This is a genomic window from Cellulosimicrobium funkei (assembly GCF_001019615.1).
Classification (GTDB): Bacteria; Actinomycetota; Actinomycetes; order Actinomycetales; family Cellulomonadaceae; genus Cellulosimicrobium; species Cellulosimicrobium cellulans_E.
The window spans coordinates 383,776-403,981 of the sequence record NZ_JNBQ01000001.1 but is presented as its reverse complement, the minus strand read 5'-3'; the positions used below and the strand labels follow the sequence as shown (position 1 = coordinate 403,981).

Sequence of the window (20,206 nt, the reverse complement as noted above, 5' to 3'; positions counted from 1 at the left end):
GCACCCATGTCGTTCTCGACAGCGCGCAGAGACGTGCTCGACCGGCCGGGCCAGGCGTCAGGCCACGCCGAGGTACGCCTCCTTGATGCTCGAGTCGGCCAGCAGCTCCTTGCCGCCGCCCCTGCGCACGACCTCTCCCGTCTCCAGCACGTAGGCACGGTCGGAGCGTGAGAGCGCCTGCTGCGCGTTCTGCTCGACGAGCAGGACCGTCGTGCCCTGGGCGTTGATCTCCGAGACGATGCGGAAGATCTGCTGGATGACCATGGGCGCGAGGCCCATCGACGGCTCGTCGAGGAGCAGGAGCCGTGGGCGTGCCATGAGCGCGCGACCGATCGCGAGCATCTGCTGCTCGCCGCCGGACATCGTGCCGCCCACCTGCTCCTTGCGCTCGGCGAGGCGCGGGAAGAGGTCGAACACCCGGTCGAGGGTCTCGTCGTGCTCGGCCTTCGACGCGAACGTGCGCGCGTAGGAGCCCATCTCGAGGTTCTCGATCACGGTCATGCCGGGGAAGATCCCGCGTCCCTCGGGCGCCTGCACGATGCCCTCGAGCACGCGCAGGTGGGCCTTCATCTTGGTGATGTCCTTGCCGTCGAAGAGGACCTTGCCGCGCGACACCGGACGGATGCCCGAGATCGCGCGCATCGTCGTCGTCTTCCCGGCGCCGTTCGCCCCGATGAGGGTGACGAGCTCGCCTTCCTCGACGGTGATCGAGATGCCCCGCACCGCCTCGATCCGCCCGTAGGCGACCGTCATGTCCTGCAGCTCAAGCAGAGGCATCGCCGCTGCCTCCTTCGGTCGTCGGCCCGGCGGCACGGTCCGCGCCCGTGCCCCCCTCGTCGGCGGTCAGCTCGGAGTCCGGCACGCCCAGGTAGGCCGCGATGACCTTGGGGTCGCTCGTGACCTCGTCGGGGGTGCCGTCCGCGATGACGCGCCCGAACTCGAGCACGACGATGCGGTCGGTCACCCCGCGCACGAGGCGCATGTCGTGCTCGATGAGCAGGACCGTGTAGCCGTCGTCGCGGATGTGGCGGATGAGGTCCATGAGGGACTCCTTCTCCGCCGGGTTGAAGCCCGCCGCGGGCTCGTCGAGGCACAGGAGCTTGGGCTCCGTGGCCAGGGCGCGCGCGATCTCCAGGCGCCGCTGGTCGCCGTAGGAGAGGTTGCGCGCCTTCTCGGTCGCCCGCCCGCCGACGCCCACGAACTCGAGCAGCGCGAGCGCCCGGTCGATGGCGTCGCGCTCCTCGCGCCGGTGGCGCGGGGTGCGGAGCAGGGCGCCCGGGACGGACGTGCGGTGCCGCGCGTCCGAGCCGACGACGACGTTCTCGAGAGCCGTCATCTCGTTGAACAGGCGGATGTTCTGGAACGTGCGGGCGATGCCGCGCTGCGTGATCCGGTACCGCTTGAGCTTGCCGACCGGGGACCCGTCGAAGACGACCTGTCCCTTGGTGGGCCGGTAGACGCCCGTCATCGCGTTGAACGCCGTCGTCTTGCCCGCGCCGTTCGGCCCGATGAGGCCGAGGATCTCGCCGCGCCGGATGTCGAACGACACGTCGTCGAGCGCGACGAGGCCGCCGAACTGGACGGTGACGTTCTGCATCTGGAGCAGCGGCTCGCCGACCTTCGCGTGGACCGTGCGGTCCGGCGCGACCATCGCGTCGACGAGGTCGGGGTTCGCGAGCTCCGGCCGCACGTCCGCGACGTCGACGATCGCGGGCTCCTCCAGGACGGCGCCCGGCATGTAGAGGTCGGCGCGGGACGAGTCGGCGCGGCCCGACGACGCGAGGTGCTCGTCGCCGTGCTCGCCGCCCGCCCCGATGCCGCCGGGGTCGTGGGTGCTCATCGGGTCTCCTCCCCGTCCGTCGTGCTCTCTCCCGTGCGGGTCCCGCCGGCCGTCGGGCGCGCAGCGCCCGTCGTGCCCGAGGCACCCGACGCCGTGGCGACTGCCGGGGTCCCCGGCCGCGCACCGTCGTCGGACCCGGACCGCGTGGCCGCCTGCGCCGCACGGCGCGCCGCCACGTAGAGCTCTCGTCCGTAGGCGAGCAGCTTCTGCCGGACGGGGATCAGACCCTGTGGACGGAAGATCATGAGCACGACCAGCGCGATCCCGAAGAACAGGTACCGGTAGCTCGCGATCTCGTTGCCGTTGATCGGGATGCCGAACAGCTCGGTGCGGCCGAGGAAGAAGTTCGGCAGGTACACGATGATGAACGCGCCGAGGATCACCCCGAGCTTGTTCCCCTGGCCGCCGAGCACGACCGCGCAGAGGAAGAGCACGGAGTTGATGACGTTGAAGTTCGTCGGGATGACGAACTGCACCTGGCCCGCGTAGAGCGCGCCCGCGACGCCGCCGATCGACGCGCCGATGACGAACGCCCACAGCTTGAAGCGGAACGTCGGGACGCCCATGATCTCCGCCGCGTCCTCGTCCTCCCGGATCGCGACCCAGGCGCGCCCGACGCGCGAGCGCTCGAGGTTCCCCACGAGGAGCAGCGAGATGACGATGAACACGAGGCTGAGCCAGTACCACCACACGCCGGAGTTGAGCGTGCCCGCGGCGTTGCCCGCGGAGAAGACGCCGTTGGGCAGCTCCTCCGAGACCCCGACGCGGGGGTAGGCCACGCCGCGCAGGCCCTGGCCGCCGCCCGTGAGCTCGTCGAGGTTGTCCGCGAGGAGGCGGACGATCTCGCCGAAGCCGAGCGTGACGATGGCGAGGTAGTCGCCGCGCAGGCGCAGCGTGGGCGACCCGAGGATCAGCCCCGACAACGACGTGATCGCGACCGCGATCGGCAGCGCCGCGAGCCACGCCCAGTCCTGCGACAGCCACTCGTCGGTCTGGTTCCACGGGCTGTCGGGGCTCGTGAGGATCGCGACCGTGTACGCGCCGATGGCGTAGAAGCCGACGTACCCGAGGTCGAGCAGGCCGGCCTGGCCCACGACGACGTTGAGCCCGATGGCGATGAGGGCGATCATGCCGAACTGCGCCATGACGCCGCCGAAGTTGGTGCCCACCGTGGTGAGCACCGGGATGTTGAGGATCGGCACGAGCGCGATGAAGATGAGGAACGGCACGCCGATCAGCCACTGGGTGGGTCGCGCCTGGGCGTCCCACCACAGGCGGAACCGGTCGCCGACGCCGCCGTGGGGGCGGTCCTTCGTCGCGACGCGGCCCACGGGGGGCATCGACGTGGGGCGCCCCTCGGGGGCGGGCTGGGGTGCAGGGGTCGAGGTGCTCATGCGCGCGCCCTCCCCAGCGACTCGCCGAGGATGCCGGTCGGGCGGAACATGAGGACGACGATGAGGAGCACGAACGCGACGACGTCGCGCCACTCCGTCCCGAACACGACCTGGCCGTAGTTCTCCATGACACCGAGCAGCAGGCCGCCGAGCAGCGCGCCGCGCAGGTTGCCGATCCCGCCGAGCACCGCGGCGCAGAACGCCTTGATGCCGAGGATGAAACCGCCGGAGTAGATGATCCCGTTCGGCACGCGCAGCGTGTACAGCAGCGCGGCCGCGCCGGCGAGGATGCCGCCGATGAGGAACGTCAGCATGATGACGCGCTCGCGCGAGACGCCCATGAGCGTCGCGGTCACCGGGTCCTGCGCGACGGCGCGGATGCCGCGGCCGAACTTGGTCCGGTTGATGAACATGTCCGTCGCGAGGGCGAGGACGAGCGCGGACAGGATGATGACGATCGTGATGTTCGTGACCGGCGCGCCACCGATCGTGAACTGCACCTCGGGCTGCACGAGCCGGATCGGCTGCTGGGCGTTCACGCCGCCGAGGGTGCCGCCCGTGAGCTTCGGCAGCACGAAGTGCACGAACTCCTGGATGATGAACGACATCCCGATCGCGGTGATGAGGAACACGAGCGCCGGTGCGCCGCGCCGTCGCAGCGGTCTGTAGGCCACGCGTTCCAGCCCGACGGCGGCGCCGCCCGCGACGAGCATGCCGCCGAGCATCGCGATGCCGAGGTAGAGGACGGTGAGGGCGATGCCCTTGTCGTACACGTTCCCGCTCGGGGCGAAACCCAGGAGCATGAGGGTCGCGTACTGCCCGAACATGCCGAGCATGAAGACCTCGGAGTGGGCGAAGTTGATGAGCCGCAGCACGCCGTAGACGAGCGTGTAGCCGACGGCCACGAGCGCGTAGATCGCGCCGTAGGTGAGGCCCTCGATGGTGAGGCCCCAGAAGTTCCGGGCGAGGCCAGCGATGTTGAAGTCGATGAGGGACTGGTGGACGAGGGGACCGGCGGTCGCGCTGTGCATCAGCGCGTCAGCAAGAGCGGGCATGACGCTCCCTGATTCTTTCTCTGGTGTACGAGGTCGTGGTCCACGACGGGCGCCCCGCCGACCGGTCCCCGCGCGGGGGACGTCGGGGCGGGGCGCCCGTCGTCGTCGGACTACTGGACCTCGTAGATCCAGATGAGCGCCGAGGCGAGCTCGCCCGTGTCGTCCCACTCGTAGGTGCGAGCCAGGCCCTCACCGGAGTAGTTCGCCACGTAGTCGATCAGGCCCGCGCGGTCGGTCACGCCCGAGGCGATGCCGGTGAGCATGATCGTCGCGAGGTCGTAGCCCTCGACCGAGTACACGCCCGGCGCCTGGCCGGCCGACTCCTCGTAGGTGGCCGCGAAGTCCTCCGGTGCGGGGCCGCACGGGCAGGAGAGGATCGCGCCCTTGGACGCGGCGCCCGCCTGCGAGACGAACTGCGGGTCGTTCGTGCCGTCCGCCGAGACGAACGGGATGTCGACGCCGCCGTCGCGCAGGCCCTGCACGAACGGCGCCGCCTCGGCGTAGTAGCCGGCGTAGAAGACCGCGTCGGCGTCGGCGCCCGAGATGATCTGGACGGCGGCCGAGAAGTCCTTGTCACCCGTCTTGACCTCGGCGGCGCAGTCCTCGTTCGCGGCGTCGCCCAGGCCCTCGGTGATCTGCTGGGCGAGGCCGATGCCGTAGTCCGAGTTGTCGGAGACGACGCAGACGCTGCCGAACTCCTTCGTGTTGACGAGGTACTTGGCGACCGACGGCCCCTGGACGGCGTCGTTGGCGAGGCCGCGGAAGAAGTTGGTCCAGCCGTTCGTCGTCAGGTCGGGGTTCGTGGCCGACGCCGTGAGCGACAGCAGGCCGGCCTGGTTGAAGACGTCGCCGGTCGCGGCGGTCTCGCCGGAGAACGCCGGGCCGAGCAGACCGAGCACGGACGCGTCGCCGACGATCTGCGGCGCGACCTGGGTGGCCTTCTGCGGGTCGCCCTCGGTGTCGAACTCCTTGATGGTCACCTGGCAGCCGGGGTTCGCCTCGTTGAAAGCGTCCACCGCGACCTGCGCCCCGTACAGGATGTTGAGGCCGAGCGCGGCGTTCGGGCCCGTGAGGGCACCCGCCATCGCGATCGACGTGCCCTCGGCGCACTCGGCGCTGCCGTCGCCGGCCGGGTCGACCGGGTTGCCGGCCTCGGCGGCCGGGACCTCGGCACCGTCGATGTCGATCTGGACCGACGGGACGATGCTCAGCTCTGCCGAGCCGCCGTCGTCGGTCTCGGTCGACGTCCCGGTCGTCTCGTCGTCTCCGCCGCCCTGGGACTGGGGACCGCAGGCGGTGAGGACGAGAGTGGCCGCGAGGAGCAGAGCAGCACCCCCGCTCGCCCGTCGTGCTGTGCGATGCATGCCAACCTCCGTGGTCCTGATCCCCGCGGAGGGCCGCCAAGCCGCTTCTCTCCGCGGTCGATCGCTGAATTCAACACTGAATTGCGTGCTGAATAGTGACACAGGTCACCCGGGGACGAAACCTGCCCGTGGACGTGTCGCCCGGAGCCCTCCGCGGCATCTCGGAGGGCTCCGGACCCACGAATCCGCGGGAGGTGGCGCCTCCGCGTTCCTGGGTGACGCGAACGTAGGCGGATCGGATTTCGTGAGACGCAGGGAGTTGTTACCGACTCGTAACGTGCGGGTCTCGTTTCGTTCCGTGGACGGTACGAATGTGCCGATTTCGGCGTCGGCCTACGGTGGGGCGATGACCCTCGCGTCCCGCCTCCTGCGCACCCGCTGGTTCGTCCGGGCCCCGATCGTCCTCTTCCGCTCCGGCCTCGGCTTCCTCGCCGGCGGGCGGCTCCTGCTCCTCGGTCACCGCGGTCGGTCCACGGGCGAGGCGCGGTACGTCGTCCTCGAGGTGACCGACCGGCCCGCGCCGGGGTCGTGGGTCGTCGTCGCCGGGCTGGGACCCCGTTCGCAGTGGTACCGCAACGTCGTCGCGGACCCGCGCGTCCTCGTGTGGGTGGGGCGCCGCCGGCACGTGCGGAGCACCGCCCGCACGCTCCCGCCCGACGACGGCGCCCGGCTCCTGGACGAGTACGCCTCCCGGTACGCGCGGGGCTGGGCGGTGCTGGAACCGGTGCTCCGGGAGTGGGCGGAGCCCCTCGCCGCCGAGCGCGGGGAGGCCGACTGGCGACGGGTCGTGCCGGTGGTGGAGCTGACCGCGCTCGGGCCGTGACCTGCGGCGTCGGGCCGTCGTGAGGTCGTCACGACACTCGCGGGGCAACCCATGGCCAAGAAGGGGCATACCCTGTACGGTTGACCCCGAGATTGCAGTGCCTCGCTTGTCCTCGCGTCGACGTGACCGCCACCCGGCGGGCGCCCGGCGGACCTTGTTACCCAAGAGTTGACGACGAACACCGTGATGTACTCCCCTGCGCCCGCGGGGGGTGTTTCCACACTCTTGAAGGAGTAACAATGGCTACCGGAACCGTGAAGTGGTTCAACAGCGAGAAGGGCTACGGCTTCATCGCCCCCGAGGACGGCTCGGCCGACGTGTTCGCGCACTACTCCGCGATCCAGTCGCAGGGCTTCCGCACGCTGGAGGAGAACCAGCGCGTCGAGTTCGACGTGACGCAGGGCCCCAAGGGCCCGCAGGCGGAGAACATCCGCGCGATCTGATCCGATCTCCCGGGTGACGACCCTCGCGGGTCGCGCCGACCGATCGTTCACCGAGCGCCCCCGACCCTCCGGTCGGGGGCGCTCGTGCGTCCGGGGCGGTCGCGCCCGGGTGGTGCGCCGAACCCGGGGCAGCTCCTCACTCGTCGGGTGCGGTGAGGAGAGAACCCGGGTTCGGCGCGGGGCGGAACCGCGGGCCGGGACTCCTCGTTGGTCCGGGAGTGAGCCGTACCCGGCCACGACCCCCCGCGCGCGCATCCGACGCCGCGCCACCGAACTCGGAGGACGACCCATGGGATTCCTGGACCGGCTCCTCGGCCGCGAGCCGCGCGACCCGCACGGCGCCCCGCAGGCGGGCCCCTACGGCTCGCCGTCGCAGCACCCCACGCAGTACCCGCCCCAGCACCCCGGCCAGCCCGCCTACGGGAGCGCCCCGCAGGACGCGCGCGCCGCGACGGCCGCACCCCGCACCCCCGACCAGGTCGCGGTCGACCGCTACCGGTACCTGCTGCGCACCGCGCCGCCGGACCAGGTCGAGCAGGCGCACGCCGAGGCGTTCGCCCGCCTGACGCCCGAGCAGCGGCGACAGGTGCTCACCGAGCTGGGCGAGCAGGTCCCGGCGTCGGAGCGCGCGACGTCCGACGCACCGCAGGACCTCGCCCGGATGGCGACGCGCGCCGAGATGCGCCAGCCCGGCACGCTCGAGCGCACGTTCGCCGGCCGCGGCCAGGGCGCACCTGGCTTCGGCGCCATGGTCGGCTCGAGCCTGCTCGGCACGATCGCGGGCGTCGTCATCGGATCGGCGGTCGCGAACGCCCTGTTCGGCCCCGCGTTCGCCGACCCGACGCAGCCCGTCGCGGAGGACGCAGCCGCCGAGCAGGGCGGCGCCGAGGACCCCGGCGCGGCCGAGGGCGCCGACGGCGGAGCGGTCGAGGCGGCGGGCGAGGACCCCTCGGGCGGCGGTGACGACGGCGGTGGCGACTTCGGCGGCGGAGACTTCGGCGGCGGAGACTTCGGCGGAGGGTTCGACGACTTCGGCGGCTTCGGGGAGTTCTGACCCGGCGCACCGCCGGTACCGTCTCGTCCGGCCGGGCGGATCGTGCCCGGCCGGGCGGAACGTGCTCGGCCCGCCGGACGACGCTCAGCCGGCGGGTGCGGAGCCCGTCAGCCCGAGGAACGCGCCGAGCTCCTCCACACCCCGCGGGGAGTGCGGCAGGAGGTCGGTGAGACCGGGCGAGCGCACGACGACCGCGCTCCACTGCGCACGCGACACGGCGACGTTGACCCGGTGCCGCGAGAGCAGGAACCCGAGCCCGCGCGACGCCTCGCGGCCCGACGAGGCGGCGAGCGTCACGACGACGACCGGTGCCTCCTTGCCCTGGAACCGGTCGACCGTGCCCACCTGGACGTCCGGGTACCCCGCCGCCTCCAGCGCGCCGCGCACGGCCCACACCTGCGCGTTGTACGCCGCGACGACCAGGACGTCCCCCTGTCCGAGCGGGCGTCGCTCCTCGACCCCGTCGACCGCCGTCGTCCACGTGCGCCCGAGGACCCGCTCGACCTGGCGGACGACCTCGGCCGCCTCCTCGGGCGAGCGCACCGAGTTCCCCGTGTGCTCCACGAGCACCTGCTCGACCCCGGGCGGGACGCCGTCGAGCTCGCGCTCCGCCGTGCACGGGTGCGCGTGGAGACGGTCCTCGTACGCGAGGGTCGAGACGGCCTGCGCGAGGCGCGGGTGCATGCGCCAGGTCGTCGGCAGGAAGTAGCCACGGTCCGAGGGGAGCACGCCGTGGCCGTCGGCCAGCCAGCCGAGCGCGGACCGGTCGACGGGCTCCGGGTGCCGGCCCTGGCTCACCTGCGGGAGCTGCTGCGGGTCGCCGAGCAGGAGGAGCCGGCGCGCGGCGCGCGACACGGCGACCGTGGTCGCGAGCGAGAGCTGACCGGCCTCGTCGACGACGAGCAGGTCGAGCGTGCCCGCCGGGAGCCGGTCGCCCGCGAAGTCCCAGGCGGTCCCGCCGACGACCCGCGGTCCCGGCTGCGTCGCGAACGCCGCGAGGTGGGCGCCGTCGAGCTCGTCGTACACGGCGCGCGCCGACGGCCCGTCCGCCGCGATCTTCTTCGCGACGACCTCGCGCGGGACGCCCGCACCGAGCACGACCGCCCGCAGCATGTTCTCGACGACGGCGTGCGACTGCGCGACGACGCCGACCCGCCAGCCCTGCGCGACGAGCCGCGCGACGACGCGCGACCCGACGTACGTCTTGCCCGTGCCGGGCGGGCCCTGGACCGCGAGGTAGGAGTCGTCGAGGCGTTCGACGGCGGCCGTGACCGCCGCGACGACGTCACCGTCCACGACGCGCGGCAGCCCGGGCACGGTCGCTCCGTCGGCGCCCGCCGGGAGGCGCGCGCCGTCGTCACCCTCCGTCGAGCGTGCGGCGGGCGCCGGAACGAGCCGTGGGTGCCGCCGCAGGAGCACGTCGGTCGCGGCGTCGAGCGGCAGCGCGCGCGTCGTCTGCCACGTCCGGAGCGCGGTCCGCGCGGCGGCCTCCGCCGCCGCCTCGAGCGGCTTCGCGCTCGGGCCGGGCGACGGGGTGAGCGCGACGGGGGTCGCGTCGAACGGCTCGGCACCGGTCGGGAGCTGCTCACGCACGACGAGCACGTCGCGCTCCCCTGCGGGCGTCGCGCGGCGCCCTGCGTCGAGGACCGACGCCCCCGTGAGCCAGCCGCGCACCCCGTCGGCCGCGGTCTTGACGCACGGGGGCAGCGGCGGGTCGTAGAGGACGTACGGCGCCACACCGACGCGCAGGTCGCTGCCCTCCGGGAGCCGGCCCACGAGCTCGAGGCGGCGCGACCACGTCCGACGCCCTGGCTCGACCTCCCAGCCCGAGACGACCTCGGCCTGCTCGACGAGGAACGCGTTGCGGCGCCCCAGCCACTCGTCCACCGGGAGCGAGAGCCGCGAGTAGTGCTCGTGCCAGAACGGCTTCGCCTCGCGCCGGAAGTACCCGGTGGCCGCGCCGTACAGCGCGAGCGCCCGCTCGTCGGCACCGCGCCGGGCGCGGTCCTCCCCCACGACCTGCCGGATCTCCTCCTCCAGCACCACCGCGGACGACCGCTCCCGCACGGCGATCCCTTCCGCCGAAGCCTCCCCACGGCTGTCAGCCGCGGACTGGCCCCAGGGAGAGGCGACGGACGCACCCGGGCCGACCATCGCGTCGTCACGAGCAGCGACCGCACGCCGCAACCAGTCCGTCAGCCGCAGCGTCGAGACGCAGTCGTACCGGTTGTAGTCCGCGATCCCGCGGAGCAGCTCGTCCGCCTCGTCGTCGCGGCCGGCCTCGCGCAGCGCGGTGTACTCCGCGTACGCGACGACGGACGCGGCGGCGGTGGTCACGTCGCCGGTGCGCAGCTCGTCCCCCATGTAGAGAGGCTCGAGCTTCTTGATCGAGCGAGACTTGTCGGAGACGTGCAGCGCCTGCCGTACGACGGCGTAGAGGTCGACGAGGACGCCGTCGCGCAGGAGGTCGTCGACCTCCTCCTCGTACACGCCGTGCCGCGCGGCGATGGCGAGCAGGTGCGCGCGCTCGTAGTCGGCGTAGTGGTAGACGTGCAACTCCGGGTACGTGCGGCGGCGCGCGTTGACGTGGTCGACGAACGCGACGAGGGAGTCGCGCTCCGCCGCGAGGTCGTGCGCCCACAGCGCGTGGAACGGCGGGCGGTCCTCCTCCGCGTCGGGACGCTCGACCCAGCCGAACAGGTAGTCGAGGCCCCAGCTCGTGCCGCTCGCGTCCGTCCACAGCGGGTCGCCCTCGAAGTCGAAGAAGACGTCGCCGGGGCTCGGCGCGGGCAGCGCGAGCACGGGCGTCGGGTCGTCGATGCGCCACGAGAGCTCGTGCGGCCCCGACGCGTCGGCCCACACGACCGTGCCGTCGGACGGGCCCGTGCCGAGCTGGAGCGCGGCCTGGCGTCGGACCTTCGTGAACGTGGACCGGCTCATGCCGTCGGGGACCGGCGTCTCGTCGGTCGCGGCCGCGAGCTCGTCGATCGTGCGGATCCCCGCCGCGTGCAGACGTGCCCGCTGCGACTCGTACACCCCGCCCACGAGCAGCACGTCGCGGTGCGCGTCGATCTGCGCCCGGCAGTCGGCGCAGCGCCCGCACGCCCGGACGGCGGGGTCGTCCCAGGGGGCGCGGCCGTCGCGCGCGACGTGCTCGGCCGTGAGCCGGACGAGGTGGTCGCGGCGGTCCCGGAACACGGGCAGGAGGTCGGCGAGGCGGTGCGACGTGCGCTCGCGCGTGCCGAGCACGAGCGAGACGTCGGGGTCGACGGGCACGCCCGCGGCCTGGAGCTGGTCGCCGTACGCGGCGAGCTGGAGCAGCGCGGGGACCTTGGCGCGCCGCGCGAGCTTGGTGTCCACGACGGCGTAGCGGGCCGCTCCCGTGTCGTCGGCGCCGGTCCGGACGAGGAAGTCGGCGCGCCCGTGGAACGAGCCGTCGAAGAACGCCGCCTGGTGGACGACGTCGGCGCCGGCCTCGAGCGCGGCGAGCGTGCTCGCCTGGGCGCCCACGAGCTCGTCCCAGGAGATCGTGCGCGGCGGCTCGAGCCGCACGACGCCACGTCCCGTCGTCGGGTCGAACGCGCCGTGCTCGGCCTCGTAGCGCGCGAGGACCTCGCACTCGTGCCGCGCCCCGAGCGCGGCGGTGCGCGCGAGCATGGCGTCCTCCCCCGCGTCCGGGCGCGGGGCACGGCCGAGCTGCTCGTCGAGCCGGCACAGGAGCCGGTACTCGCAGTCGGCGGCGACCACGAGGTCGCTCGCGGAGTGCACGAGGACGCGCTCGCTCGCGGGCGCGCCGCCGGTGGCGGCCCGGCGGGGGTCGGCCGCGACGGTCCGCAGCGCCGGCTCGTCGACGAGGAACACGCACACCTCCGGGTCGGGGGACGATCGCTGCCGGGGCGGGAGCGGGGCCGCCTCGCCGGTCTGCGTCCGTTCTACCAGCGGCCACCCACGTCGCGGCGCCGATTCGTGCCGGTGGCCACGACTCCCCTACTGTTCCCGTCGAACCCGGAGCCCCGTCGAGACCCTGCGTCCCCGTCGACCGTGCGCCGGACGCTACCGAAGGAGGACCCCATGGCCGTGCGGTTCGTGCCGCCCCCGGGGTGGCCCGTCCCCGAGGGCTTCACCCCCACGACCGACTGGCACCCGGACCCGTCCTGGCCGGCCCCGCCCCCGGGCTGGGTGTTCTGGGAGGACGCCGCGACCTCGGGGTCCCCGGTCCCGGTGCCCCTCCCGGACGCGCCGGTCCTCCGCACGACCGAGCCCCTGCCCTCCGGAGCCGGGACGCCGACGCGCCGGTCGCTGCGCGCGCGCTCGTCCGGAGCGACCCCGGCGGTCGGAGCGACCTCGGTGGTCGGCGCGACCCCTGTGGCCGGCGCATCCCCCGCGGGTCCGGGGGTCGAGGCGACGCACGTGGCGACGCTCGCCCCGGTCGCGGCGGGCGCCGTCGACGACCACCCGGTCGCCGGCTCGACGATGATCCTGCCCGCACTCGGCGCGCTGCTGGACGACCCGGCCGCACGCCCGGCGGGCGCGGGCGCGGCCCCGACGGTCTCGGCGGGAGCCGCGCGGTCCGGCGTGGTCCCCGTCGGTCCGACGCCCGCCGGCCCGGCAGCGGCACCGCCGCGCGCGACGGCGGTCCCGGCGCGCGCCTCCGGGGGCGTCGGTCCGCTCGCGCTCCCCGGCGCCGACGACGACGAGGACGCCGCCCCCGACCGCGGCCGCCGGTGGCTCGTCCCGACCGCCGTCGGCCTCGCGGGCGTCGCTCTCGGCCTGCTCGTCGGCATCGGCCTGACGCTCTCCGCGCAGGGGGAGGCGCAGCGCGAGAAGGCCGAGGCGCAGCGCGTGCAGAGCGAGGTCGCGGCCGAGCGCGAGCAGCTCGAGTCGGAGCGGGCCGACCTGGAGGCCCAGCGAGCCGAGCTCGACGCGGCGACGACGCAGCTCACCGAGCGCGAGGCGGCGATCACGAAGGCCGAGGAGGACGCCGCCCAGCGGTCGCAGGAGCTCGACGACCGGCAGAAGCAGCAGGACGAGCGCGACCGGCAGAACCAGCCCGGCCCGGGGAACGACGGCAACGGGAACAACGGCAACGGGAACAACGGCAACGGTGAGAACGCCGACGACGGCAGCTGGGACTGGGGCGACTGGGGCTGGTGAGACCACGGTGGTCCCCCGCGAGCCCGGGGCTCACTTCTCCGGGTCGGGGTGCTCGGCGAGGTGCGCGTAGCGGCTGAGGATGCGTGGCCACCCGGTGAAGCGCGACCGCACGCGCTCGCTGCCGGGCGCCCACCCGCCGTGCTCGAACCGCACGGCGGTCCCGGTGGCGCTCGGCCGCAGGTCGACCCGGACGAGCGACGCCCGGCCGGGCGGCTGCCCCGGGGTGAACGTGTGGGCGAGGTGGGTCGCCCGCTCCCAGAGCGTCACGCGCCCCCACACCCGCTCGTCGGCACCGTGGGACGCGACCACGCGACCCCCGACCACGGGCTCGACGACGAGACCGGTGAACGAGCGGGCGTCGTCGGCGTACCCGGGTGGCCACCACTCCCCGATCCGGTCGACGTACGTGTCGAACGCGACCTCGACGGGGCACGCGAGCCGGAGCTCGTGGACGATCGGGGCGAGGCTCATGCGGTCCTCCCGGGTGCGACCGGGACGCGGCGGCCGGTGCGCGTCAGGATGCAGTGAACCGCGCGCGACGACGTCGCGCCACCGGTGGCTCGTCAGCGCCGGTGTGCGGCGTGCGCGCCCGGTCTCCACGAACGTCTCACGGACACGTCACCGCTTCCGGTCGCGGAACGCACGTCCCTCACGGAAGGTGGGAGGCGTGCTGACGCGATCTCCCTCCCACACCCGCTCCCACGCCCCGGACAGCGAGACCCCGATCTACGACGCGCTCGTGGTCGAGCACGAGAACATGCTGCCGCTCGTGCACCTGGGCCGGGCGCTCAGCGGGGAGATGGTCACCGTCGCTCGCCCCACCGGGCTCTCGCCCCGCCTCCTCGCGTCGCACGACGCCCCCGCCCTGCCGCGCCGCCGTCGCGCGGGCTGAGGGGCGCCCTCCCTACAGCACGTGCGCGAGGAACGACCGCGTGCGCTCGTGCTGCGGGTCCCCGAGCACCTGCTCGGGCGTGCCCTGCTCGACGATGACGCCCTCGTCCATGAAGACGACGGCGTCCGCGACCTCGCGCGCGAACCCGATCTCGTGCGTCACGACCATCATCGTCATGCCGGACCGCGCGAGGTCGCGCATGACGGCGAGCACCTCGCCGACGAGCTCGGGGTCGAGGGCCGACGTCGGCTCGTCGAACAGCATGAGCTCGGGCTCCATGGCGAGCGCCCGCGCGATCGCCACGCGCTGCTGCTGCCCGCCGGAGAGCTGCGCCGGGTAGTGGTCCGCGCGGTCGGCGAGGCCGACGCGCTCCAGGAGCTCGGTCGCCCGTGCGCGCGCGGCCGACTTGGCGAGCCCGTGCACCTGCACCGGCGCCTCCGCGACGTTCTCGAGCGCCGTCATGTGCGGGAACAGGTTGAAGCGCTGGAACACCATGCCGATGCGCGAGCGCTGGCGCGCGACGACCTTGGGGTGCAGGCGGTGCAGGCGGGTGCGCCCGTCCTTGGTCACCTCGCGGTAGCCCATGAGCTCGCCGTCGACGCGGATGCGCCCACCGGTGATCTCCTCGAGCTCGTTGACGCAGCGCAGGAGCGTCGACTTGCCGGACCCGGACGGTCCCAGGACGACGCACACCGAGCCGCGCGGGACCTCGAGGTCCACGCCCCGGAGCACGTGCAGGTCGCCGAACATCTTGTGCAGGCCCTCGACCTGCACCATCGGCGTGGCGTCCGTGGTCGTCGTGCGGCCGGCCGGCGAGGATGCCGCGTCGTGCGTCCCGCTCACGGGGTCACCTCCAGGAAGGGGTCGTCCTTGGTCGTGCCGGACGCGGCGATGAGGTCCTGCTTGCTGGGCTTCCTGCGGCCGCCGCCCGTGCCTCCCGGCCCGCGCCCGCGACGTCGGGCCGTCGTCTGCGTGCCGAACCCCCGGCCGTAGTACCGCTCGATGTAGTGCTGGCCGACCATGAGGACGCTCGTGATGAGCAGGTACCAGATCGCCGCGACCATGAGCAGCGGGATCGGCAGGAAGATCCGGTTGCCGATGGCGTTGGTCGAGTACTGGAGGTCGAGCGTGAACGGCACCGCGAGCACGAGGGACGTCGTCTTGAGCAGGGAGATCGTCTCGTTGCCCGTCGGGGGCACGATGACGCGCATCGCCTGCGGCAGCACGATGCGCCGCAGGATCTTGCCGTCCTTCATGCCGAGCGCCTTGGCCGCCTCGGTCTGGCCCGGGTCGACGGACCCGAGACCGGCGCGCACGATCTCCGCGAGGTACGCGGCCTCGTTGAGCGAGAGCCCGATGAGCGCGCACACGAACGCGGTGAACAGGTCCGCCGTGCGGAACTCGAAGAACTCGGGGCCGAACGGGATGCCGAGGCTCAGGCGGGGGTAGAGCACCGACACGAGGCCCCAGAACACGAGCTGGGTGTAGATCGGGGTGCCGCGGAAGAACCAGATGTAGCCCCAGCTCACCGACTTCATGACGGGGTTGTCCGACCGTCGCATGATCGCGAGCAGCACGGCGAGCACGATCGCGATCGCCATCGAGCAGAACGTCAGCACGAGCGTCCAGCCCACGCCGCGCACGACCGTCACGTCGCGGAAGTAGAGCCAGACGACGTCCCAGCGGAACTTCTCGTTCGTCAGCAGGGCGTTGGCGGCCATCGCGGCGAGGACCAGCAGCACGACGGCGGAGATCCACCGGCCGGGCCGCGGGACGGGTCGGGCGTGGATGCGGTCGGGGACCGGGTCGTCTCCCGGTGCGCCGGCGGCGTCGCCGCCGGGTGTCCTACCGGTCATGGTGCACCTCGGGGGGTCGGGGCTCGGGGCACGAGCCGGGCCGCGCGGACGACGTCGTCCGCGCAGGCGTCCAGTGTGCCGGTCGCGGGCGCCGGGTGGGCGCCCGCGACACGGCGGGGACTGGGATCTGGGATGGGCTGGGGCTGCGCGGGGGCGTCAGCCGACGGACGGGTTGATCTCCGCGGTGTCGAGCGCGGCGTCGCCGCTACCCCACGCCCCGAGGATCTCCTCGAGCTGGCCGCTGTCCATGAGCGACTGGAGCGCCGCCTGGATCGCGGCGGCGAGCTCGGTGTCGTCCTTCGCGACGACGACGCCCTGGGGCGCGCTGTCGAACACGTCGCCGAGCTGCTCGAGCTGGCCGCCGGTCTGCTCGACCGCGTAGCCGATGACCGGCGAGTCGGCGTAGAGGACCTGCGCCTTGCCGCCCGCGACGTTCGTCGTGGCGTCAGACTGCGACTCGTACTGGAGGATGTCGATCTTCTCCTCGCCCGCGTCGGTGCACGCCTGGCTCTGCACGGCGATGTCCTCGTCCTGGATGGTGCCCGTCTGGACGGCGACGGTCAGCCCGCACAGGCTCGCCGGGTCGACGTCGTCCGGGTTGCCCGCCGCGACCGCGTACGCGGAGCCCGCGTTGAGGAAGGAGATCATGTTGGCCTCCTTCATGCGCTCCTCGGTGATCGTGAAGGAGGAGATGCCGGCGTCGTACTTGGTGCCGAGCGCGGGGATGATCGCCGGGAAGTCGGCCGACTGCACGTCGACGTCGAGGCCGAGCGTCGCGCCGACGGCCTTGATGACGTCGATGTCGAAGCCGATCGGGGTCGTGCCGTCCGCGTCGATGAACTCGGCGGGCGCGTACTCCGTGTTCGAGGCGACGACGAGCGTCCCCGCGGACGCGACGTCGTCAGGCAGCAGCGCGGCGGCCGCGTCGTCGACCTCGACCGTCGAGGGGTCGAACGACGGCGCGGACGACGTCTCGTCGGACCCTGCGGTGCTGCCGTCCGTCCCGGTCTGGGACGCGTCGGTGCACGCGGTGAGCAGGAGGGCGCTCGTCGCGGTGAGCGCGACGAGGCCGAGGGGGAGCTTGCGTAGGGTCGTACGCACGATGTTCTCCGATCGGGTGGGGGCCGGGCAGGGGCAGCGTAGACACCGATCGTCTCCGTCGTGTTACGTCAGCACCCGGCCCGGGGGCCGAGGAACGTACGGGGAACAGAGGACCCGGCGGTGCGCAGCACCTGCGCACGAGTGTGAGGCCGTACCGTCCCACTCACCAAACCGGCGGGGACATCGACGCCGAACCGTGACGAACCACCCTGCCCGAGCGGTCAGCCCGCGAGGAGACGCTCGACGTAGCCGCCGAGGAAGCGACCGTCGGGGTCGTACCGCTGCACGAGCTCGCCGAAGTCGTCGAAGCGCGGGTAGAGCGTCGCGACCGAGCCGGGGTCGTGGACGAGCGCGTGCGAGAGCTTGCCCCAGTGCGGGCGCGCGCCGAGCGGGAGGAGCGCCGCCTCGACGTCGGGCAGGACGCGCGCGACGTCGTCGGGCAACGGCTTCCACGTGAGGTGCACGCCGACCGCCGGGCCGTCGAACGGGCTGAGCCACAGCGGCTCCGCGTCGGCCGCGACGCTGCGGATCTCCCCCACCTGGAGCAGCGGGGTCACGCGCGGGCCGAGGTCGCGCATCACCGCGAACGCCTCCTGCGCGCGGGCGCGCGGCACGAGGTACTCCGACTGGAGCTCCGCGCCGTTGCTCGGCGTGAAGTCGAGCCGGAAGTGCGGCAGCCGCTCGTTCCACGGGCCGTGCTCGCCGAGCTGGGGCGTGCAGTGCACGGGGTCGATGCCCGGCAGGGGGTGCAGCATCGTCGTCGCGGGCGTCGCCCCGAAGAGGTCCTCGCGCGCGGTCCCGGCCTCCCCCGGCGCGAGGCGCGACTTGCGCCAGACCTGCTGCACGCCGTCGGGCCCCCAGTCCGTGAAGAGGCTCACCGAGTACGCCGACGCCGTGAGCTCGTCGTAGTGCGCGGCCACCGCGCCCCACGGCAGCCCGACGTGCACGTCCTGGCGCACGTCGAACGTCGGGACGGTCTCGAGCTCGACCCGGGTCACCACGCCCAGCGCCCCGAGCGCGACGACCGCGCCGGGAAAGTCCGCGTCCTCGCGCCGCAGCGTCCGGCGCTCGCCGTCGCCGGTGACCAGCTCGAGCCCGACGACGGCGCTCGCCAGCGAGCCGACCTCGTCGCCCGATCCGTGGGTCGCCGTCGCGACGGACCCCGCGACGGAGATGTGCGGGAGCGACGCGAGGTTCGCGAGCGCGCGACCCGCGGCCTGCACGTGGCGCGTCACGTCGCCGTACCGCAGCCCCGCCGCGACCGAGGCCACGCCCGTGGCGGGGTCGACCGCGACGGGCGGTCGGCCGTCGTCGTACCGGTCGAGGACGACGTGCGTCCCGGGTGTGTCCGCGACGTCCCCGAACGAGTGCCGCGACCCGAGCGCCTTGACGCGCGTCGACCGCCGCACGACGTCGGCGAGCTCCTCCGGCGTCGTGGGGTGCACGACCTCTGCCGAGGAGTAGGTGAGGTTGCCCGCCCAGTTGGCGGGGCGCGGGGCGTCGGGCGTCGTCGTCACGCCCCCACCCTGCCACCTCCCGGACCAGCCCGTCCGCGGGGGTTGTCCCCACCCCGGCTCGGGGGCGGCCCGGGCTCTCCGGAGCCGGACGAACCGGTGGGATCGAGACATGACGACCAGCGCACGTCCTCTCCCTGCTGCCGCACGGTCCCGGCGCGTCTCGCCCGCCTCGTCCCCGGACGCCTCCACCCTGTCCGCGGAAGGCCCCGAGCGGCCCCTCCGCGGCGGGCTCACCGCGTTCTGGGTGCTCGCGTTCGGACTGTCCTGGGCGTCGTGGGGTGCCGCGTGGCTGCTCGGGGGCGACCTCGCCGACCCCGTCGTGTTCGCGCTCTTCGCGCTCGGCGGCTTCGGCCCGACGCTGGCCGCGCTCGTGCTGCGCGCGGCGGGGCGCCGCAGCCCGCGGACGGCGCGCTGGGGCGCGGCCGGGCGATGGCTCGCGGCCGCGGTCGGGATCGGCGCTGCGCCGGCGGTCCTGACGGCGCTCGTCGTCCCGTCCCTCGGCGGCCCGACGGCGGACCTCTCGGCCGGGGCGGCGGCCGTCGCCGGGGCAGGGGGCGCGCTCCTGTTCGCCCTCGTCTCGCTGTGCGCGGGGCCGCTGTCGGAGGAGTTCGGCTGGCGCGGCTACGCGCAGCCGCGCCTGCGGCGTCGGCTCCCGCCGCTCGCGACGTCGGTCGTGCTCGGCGCGGTGTGGGCGGTCTGGCACCTGCCGCTGTTCGCCCTCACCGGGACGTGGCAGTCGTCCCTCGGACTCGTGAGCGTCGAGGCGGTGCTGTTCCTGCTCGCGATGATCCCGCTCTCGAGCGCGTACTGGCTGGTCAGCGAGCGTCTGCGCGGCGGCGTGCCGGCCGCGGTCGCGCTGCACCTCGTGGGCAACGCCGCCCTGACGTTCCTCGCCGTCACGTCGCCGCCCGCGATGGCGGTCTACACGGGGGTGATCGTGCTGACCTCGGTGCTGATCCACCTCGTCACGCGACCCGGCGCACCCCGCCCCTGAGCGGGGCGAGGTCAGGGCGTCACGAGCTCCACGGGGTGCTGGGCCAGCACCTCGCCGGTCTCAGCGTCGAGCACGACGACGGTCGACGCCGGGAGCGCGGACAGGTCCGGCGCCGTCCAGCCCTCGACGCCGGTGCACGTACGGCGGTCGAACGACTCCAGGACGGTACCGGTCGTCGTCTCGACGGTGACCGTCGCCGGGTGGTCGAGCACCTGACGAGGCCACTTCTCGACGTCGAGCCATCCACCGGCGTCGCTCGCCGGCGTGCTGTTCCACCAGCCCTCGAGCCCGCCCAGCTCGGCCGGCTCGCCGTCGTCGCCCCGGACCTGGATCGGCGTCCCCGCGGAGCCGGCGAAGCCGCCGCACGCCTGCACCCCGTTCGTCTCCACGGGCGGGGGTGCCGAGGTCTCCGCGGCGAGCGCCGGGTCGGCGTCGGGCGCCTCCACGGCCGGCGCACCGCCGACGGCGTCGCTCGGCTCGGTCCCGGCCGCGCGACCGGTCAGCGCCGCGGCGATCCCGACCCCGAGGACGGCGACGGCGAGCACTCCCCCCACGAGCAGGGCCCGCGCGCGCGGACGACGCCCGGGCCTGTCGTCGTCGGCCGAGCCCTCGACGGGCGTCTCGTCCCTGGGCGTGGCGTCCTGCATCGTCGTCCCCCTGTCCCCGCGTGACCCGCCGCTCTGCGGGCGTGTCCGCACCCTACCGGTGCGGTCGGGCGG

The 20,206-nt window shown here is 73.8% G+C and carries 18 protein-coding genes; 6 read left to right on the top strand and 12 right to left on the bottom strand.

The features are described 5' to 3' along the window. Positions 1 to 57: 57 nt before the first annotated feature. From FB00_RS01820 to FB00_RS01800, 5 genes are all read right to left on the bottom strand, one after another. On the bottom strand, positions 58 to 777 hold the full coding sequence (locus tag FB00_RS01820) for an ABC transporter ATP-binding protein (protein ID WP_047231073.1): 720 nt from the start codon (positions 775 to 777) through the stop codon (positions 58 to 60). Continuing rightward, entirely contained in the window at positions 764 to 1,840 is a 1,077-nt protein-coding gene (locus FB00_RS01815) for an ABC transporter ATP-binding protein (protein ID WP_082140854.1), read from the bottom strand. The genes FB00_RS01820 and FB00_RS01815 overlap by 14 nt, the downstream gene beginning before the upstream one ends. After that, positions 1,837 to 3,234: a branched-chain amino acid ABC transporter permease gene (locus FB00_RS01810; protein WP_197088711.1), complete on the bottom strand. Its 1,398-nt coding sequence runs from the start codon at positions 3,232 to 3,234 to the stop codon at positions 1,837 to 1,839. The genes FB00_RS01815 and FB00_RS01810 overlap by 4 nt, the downstream gene beginning before the upstream one ends. Continuing rightward, positions 3,231 to 4,289, bottom strand: a complete 1,059-nt coding sequence (locus FB00_RS01805) for a branched-chain amino acid ABC transporter permease (protein WP_186008848.1) — start codon at positions 4,287 to 4,289, stop codon at positions 3,231 to 3,233. Before FB00_RS01805 ends, FB00_RS01810 begins: the two co-directional genes overlap by 4 nt. Positions 4,290 to 4,399: 110 nt before the next feature. Further along, positions 4,400 to 5,653 carry a branched-chain amino acid ABC transporter substrate-binding protein gene (locus FB00_RS01800; RefSeq protein WP_047231071.1) on the bottom strand — a complete coding sequence of 418 codons (1,254 nt, stop codon included), beginning with the start codon at positions 5,651 to 5,653 and terminating at the stop codon, positions 4,400 to 4,402. Between the two features lie 346 nt (positions 5,654 to 5,999). Between FB00_RS01800 and FB00_RS21895 the strand changes: the two genes are divergently transcribed. The 3 genes from FB00_RS21895 to FB00_RS01785 all read left to right on the top strand — a co-directional run bounded on the left by FB00_RS21895 (position 6,000) and on the right by FB00_RS01785 (position 7,973). Beyond that, positions 6,000 to 6,476, top strand: coding sequence for a nitroreductase family deazaflavin-dependent oxidoreductase (locus tag FB00_RS21895; protein WP_047231070.1), 477 nt, complete (start codon positions 6,000 to 6,002; stop codon positions 6,474 to 6,476). Positions 6,477 to 6,715: 239 nt separating this feature from the next. After that, positions 6,716 to 6,919, top strand: coding sequence for a cold-shock protein (locus FB00_RS01790; RefSeq protein ID WP_047231069.1), 204 nt, complete (start codon positions 6,716 to 6,718; stop codon positions 6,917 to 6,919). 289 nt (positions 6,920 to 7,208) lie between these two features. Further along, positions 7,209 to 7,973 (top strand): hypothetical protein, encoded by a 765-nt coding sequence (locus FB00_RS01785; protein ID WP_047231068.1) that lies wholly within the window; start codon positions 7,209 to 7,211, stop codon positions 7,971 to 7,973. Positions 7,974 to 8,057: 84 nt separating this feature from the next. On the opposite strand, the gene FB00_RS01780 is transcribed toward FB00_RS01785, so the two are convergent. After that, positions 8,058 to 11,834 (bottom strand): TM0106 family RecB-like putative nuclease, encoded by a 3,777-nt coding sequence (locus FB00_RS01780; RefSeq protein ID WP_231581661.1) that lies wholly within the window; start codon positions 11,832 to 11,834, stop codon positions 8,058 to 8,060. A gap of 210 nt (positions 11,835 to 12,044) precedes the next feature. Here FB00_RS01780 and FB00_RS01775 point away from each other — a divergent pair, with 210 nt between their 5' ends. After that, positions 12,045 to 13,127 (top strand): hypothetical protein, encoded by a 1,083-nt coding sequence (locus FB00_RS01775; RefSeq protein ID WP_047231067.1) that lies wholly within the window; start codon positions 12,045 to 12,047, stop codon positions 13,125 to 13,127. Between the two features lie 30 nt (positions 13,128 to 13,157). On the opposite strand, the gene FB00_RS01770 is transcribed toward FB00_RS01775, so the two are convergent. Then, positions 13,158 to 13,598 carry an SRPBCC domain-containing protein gene (locus FB00_RS01770; protein ID WP_047231066.1) on the bottom strand — a complete coding sequence of 147 codons (441 nt, stop codon included), beginning with the start codon at positions 13,596 to 13,598 and terminating at the stop codon, positions 13,158 to 13,160. A gap of 196 nt (positions 13,599 to 13,794) precedes the next feature. Between FB00_RS01770 and FB00_RS21890 the strand changes: the two genes are divergently transcribed. Further along, a complete protein-coding gene (locus FB00_RS21890; protein ID WP_047231065.1) occupies positions 13,795 to 14,019 on the top strand; it encodes a hypothetical protein in 225 nt (74 codons plus the stop codon). Positions 14,020 to 14,031: 12 nt separating this feature from the next. On the opposite strand, the gene FB00_RS01760 is transcribed toward FB00_RS21890, so the two are convergent. The 4 genes from FB00_RS01760 to FB00_RS01745 form a co-directional block, all read right to left on the bottom strand. Continuing rightward, positions 14,032 to 14,796, bottom strand: coding sequence for an amino acid ABC transporter ATP-binding protein (locus tag FB00_RS01760; protein WP_047231279.1), 765 nt, complete (start codon positions 14,794 to 14,796; stop codon positions 14,032 to 14,034). 62 nt (positions 14,797 to 14,858) lie between these two features. Next, entirely contained in the window at positions 14,859 to 15,875 is a 1,017-nt protein-coding gene (locus FB00_RS01755) for an amino acid ABC transporter permease (RefSeq protein ID WP_047231064.1), read from the bottom strand. Positions 15,876 to 16,031: 156 nt separating this feature from the next. After that, positions 16,032 to 16,976, bottom strand: coding sequence for an ABC transporter substrate-binding protein (locus FB00_RS01750; RefSeq protein ID WP_172820020.1), 945 nt, complete (start codon positions 16,974 to 16,976; stop codon positions 16,032 to 16,034). A 221-nt stretch (positions 16,977 to 17,197) separates the two neighbouring features. After that, entirely contained in the window at positions 17,198 to 18,493 is a 1,296-nt protein-coding gene (locus tag FB00_RS01745) for an FAD-binding protein (protein ID WP_047231062.1), read from the bottom strand. 109 nt (positions 18,494 to 18,602) lie between these two features. On the opposite strand from FB00_RS01745, the gene FB00_RS01740 reads away from it, so the two are divergent. Next, complete coding sequence (locus FB00_RS01740; RefSeq protein ID WP_052877360.1) at positions 18,603 to 19,487, top strand: CPBP family intramembrane glutamic endopeptidase; 885 nt, start codon at positions 18,603 to 18,605, stop codon at positions 19,485 to 19,487. A gap of 11 nt (positions 19,488 to 19,498) precedes the next feature. Here FB00_RS01740 and FB00_RS01735 read toward each other — a convergent pair whose 3' ends face one another. Then, positions 19,499 to 20,134: a hypothetical protein gene (locus FB00_RS01735; RefSeq protein ID WP_047231061.1), complete on the bottom strand. Its 636-nt coding sequence runs from the start codon at positions 20,132 to 20,134 to the stop codon at positions 19,499 to 19,501. Positions 20,135 to 20,206: the final 72 nt, after the last annotated feature.

Excerpts from the sequence above, each read along its gene's own strand:
- FB00_RS01810 (WP_197088711.1), bottom strand. The coding sequence starts at position 3,234 with ATGAGCACCTCGACCCCTGCACCCCAGCCCGCCCCCGAGGGGCGCCCC.
- FB00_RS01735 (WP_047231061.1), bottom strand. The coding sequence starts at position 20,134 with ATGCAGGACGCCACGCCCAGGGACGAGACGCCCGTCGAGGGCTCGGCC.
- FB00_RS01785 (WP_047231068.1), top strand. The coding sequence starts at position 7,209 with ATGGGATTCCTGGACCGGCTCCTCGGCCGCGAGCCGCGCGACCCGCAC.
- FB00_RS01790 (WP_047231069.1), top strand. The coding sequence starts at position 6,716 with ATGGCTACCGGAACCGTGAAGTGGTTCAACAGCGAGAAGGGCTACGGC.
- FB00_RS01770 (WP_047231066.1), bottom strand. The coding sequence starts at position 13,598 with ATGAGCCTCGCCCCGATCGTCCACGAGCTCCGGCTCGCGTGCCCCGTC.
- FB00_RS01760 (WP_047231279.1), bottom strand. The coding sequence starts at position 14,796 with ATGGTGCAGGTCGAGGGCCTGCACAAGATGTTCGGCGACCTGCACGTG.
- FB00_RS01775 (WP_047231067.1), top strand. The coding sequence starts at position 12,045 with ATGGCCGTGCGGTTCGTGCCGCCCCCGGGGTGGCCCGTCCCCGAGGGC.
- FB00_RS01820 (WP_047231073.1), bottom strand. The coding sequence starts at position 777 with ATGCCTCTGCTTGAGCTGCAGGACATGACGGTCGCCTACGGGCGGATC.
- FB00_RS01800 (WP_047231071.1), bottom strand. The coding sequence starts at position 5,653 with ATGCATCGCACAGCACGACGGGCGAGCGGGGGTGCTGCTCTGCTCCTC.
- FB00_RS01805 (WP_186008848.1), bottom strand. The coding sequence starts at position 4,289 with ATGCCCGCTCTTGCTGACGCGCTGATGCACAGCGCGACCGCCGGTCCC.
- FB00_RS21895 (WP_047231070.1), top strand. The coding sequence starts at position 6,000 with ATGACCCTCGCGTCCCGCCTCCTGCGCACCCGCTGGTTCGTCCGGGCC.
- FB00_RS01815 (WP_082140854.1), bottom strand. The coding sequence starts at position 1,840 with ATGAGCACCCACGACCCCGGCGGCATCGGGGCGGGCGGCGAGCACGGC.
- FB00_RS01740 (WP_052877360.1), top strand. The coding sequence starts at position 18,603 with ATGACGACCAGCGCACGTCCTCTCCCTGCTGCCGCACGGTCCCGGCGC.
- FB00_RS01755 (WP_047231064.1), bottom strand. The coding sequence starts at position 15,875 with ATGACCGGTAGGACACCCGGCGGCGACGCCGCCGGCGCACCGGGAGAC.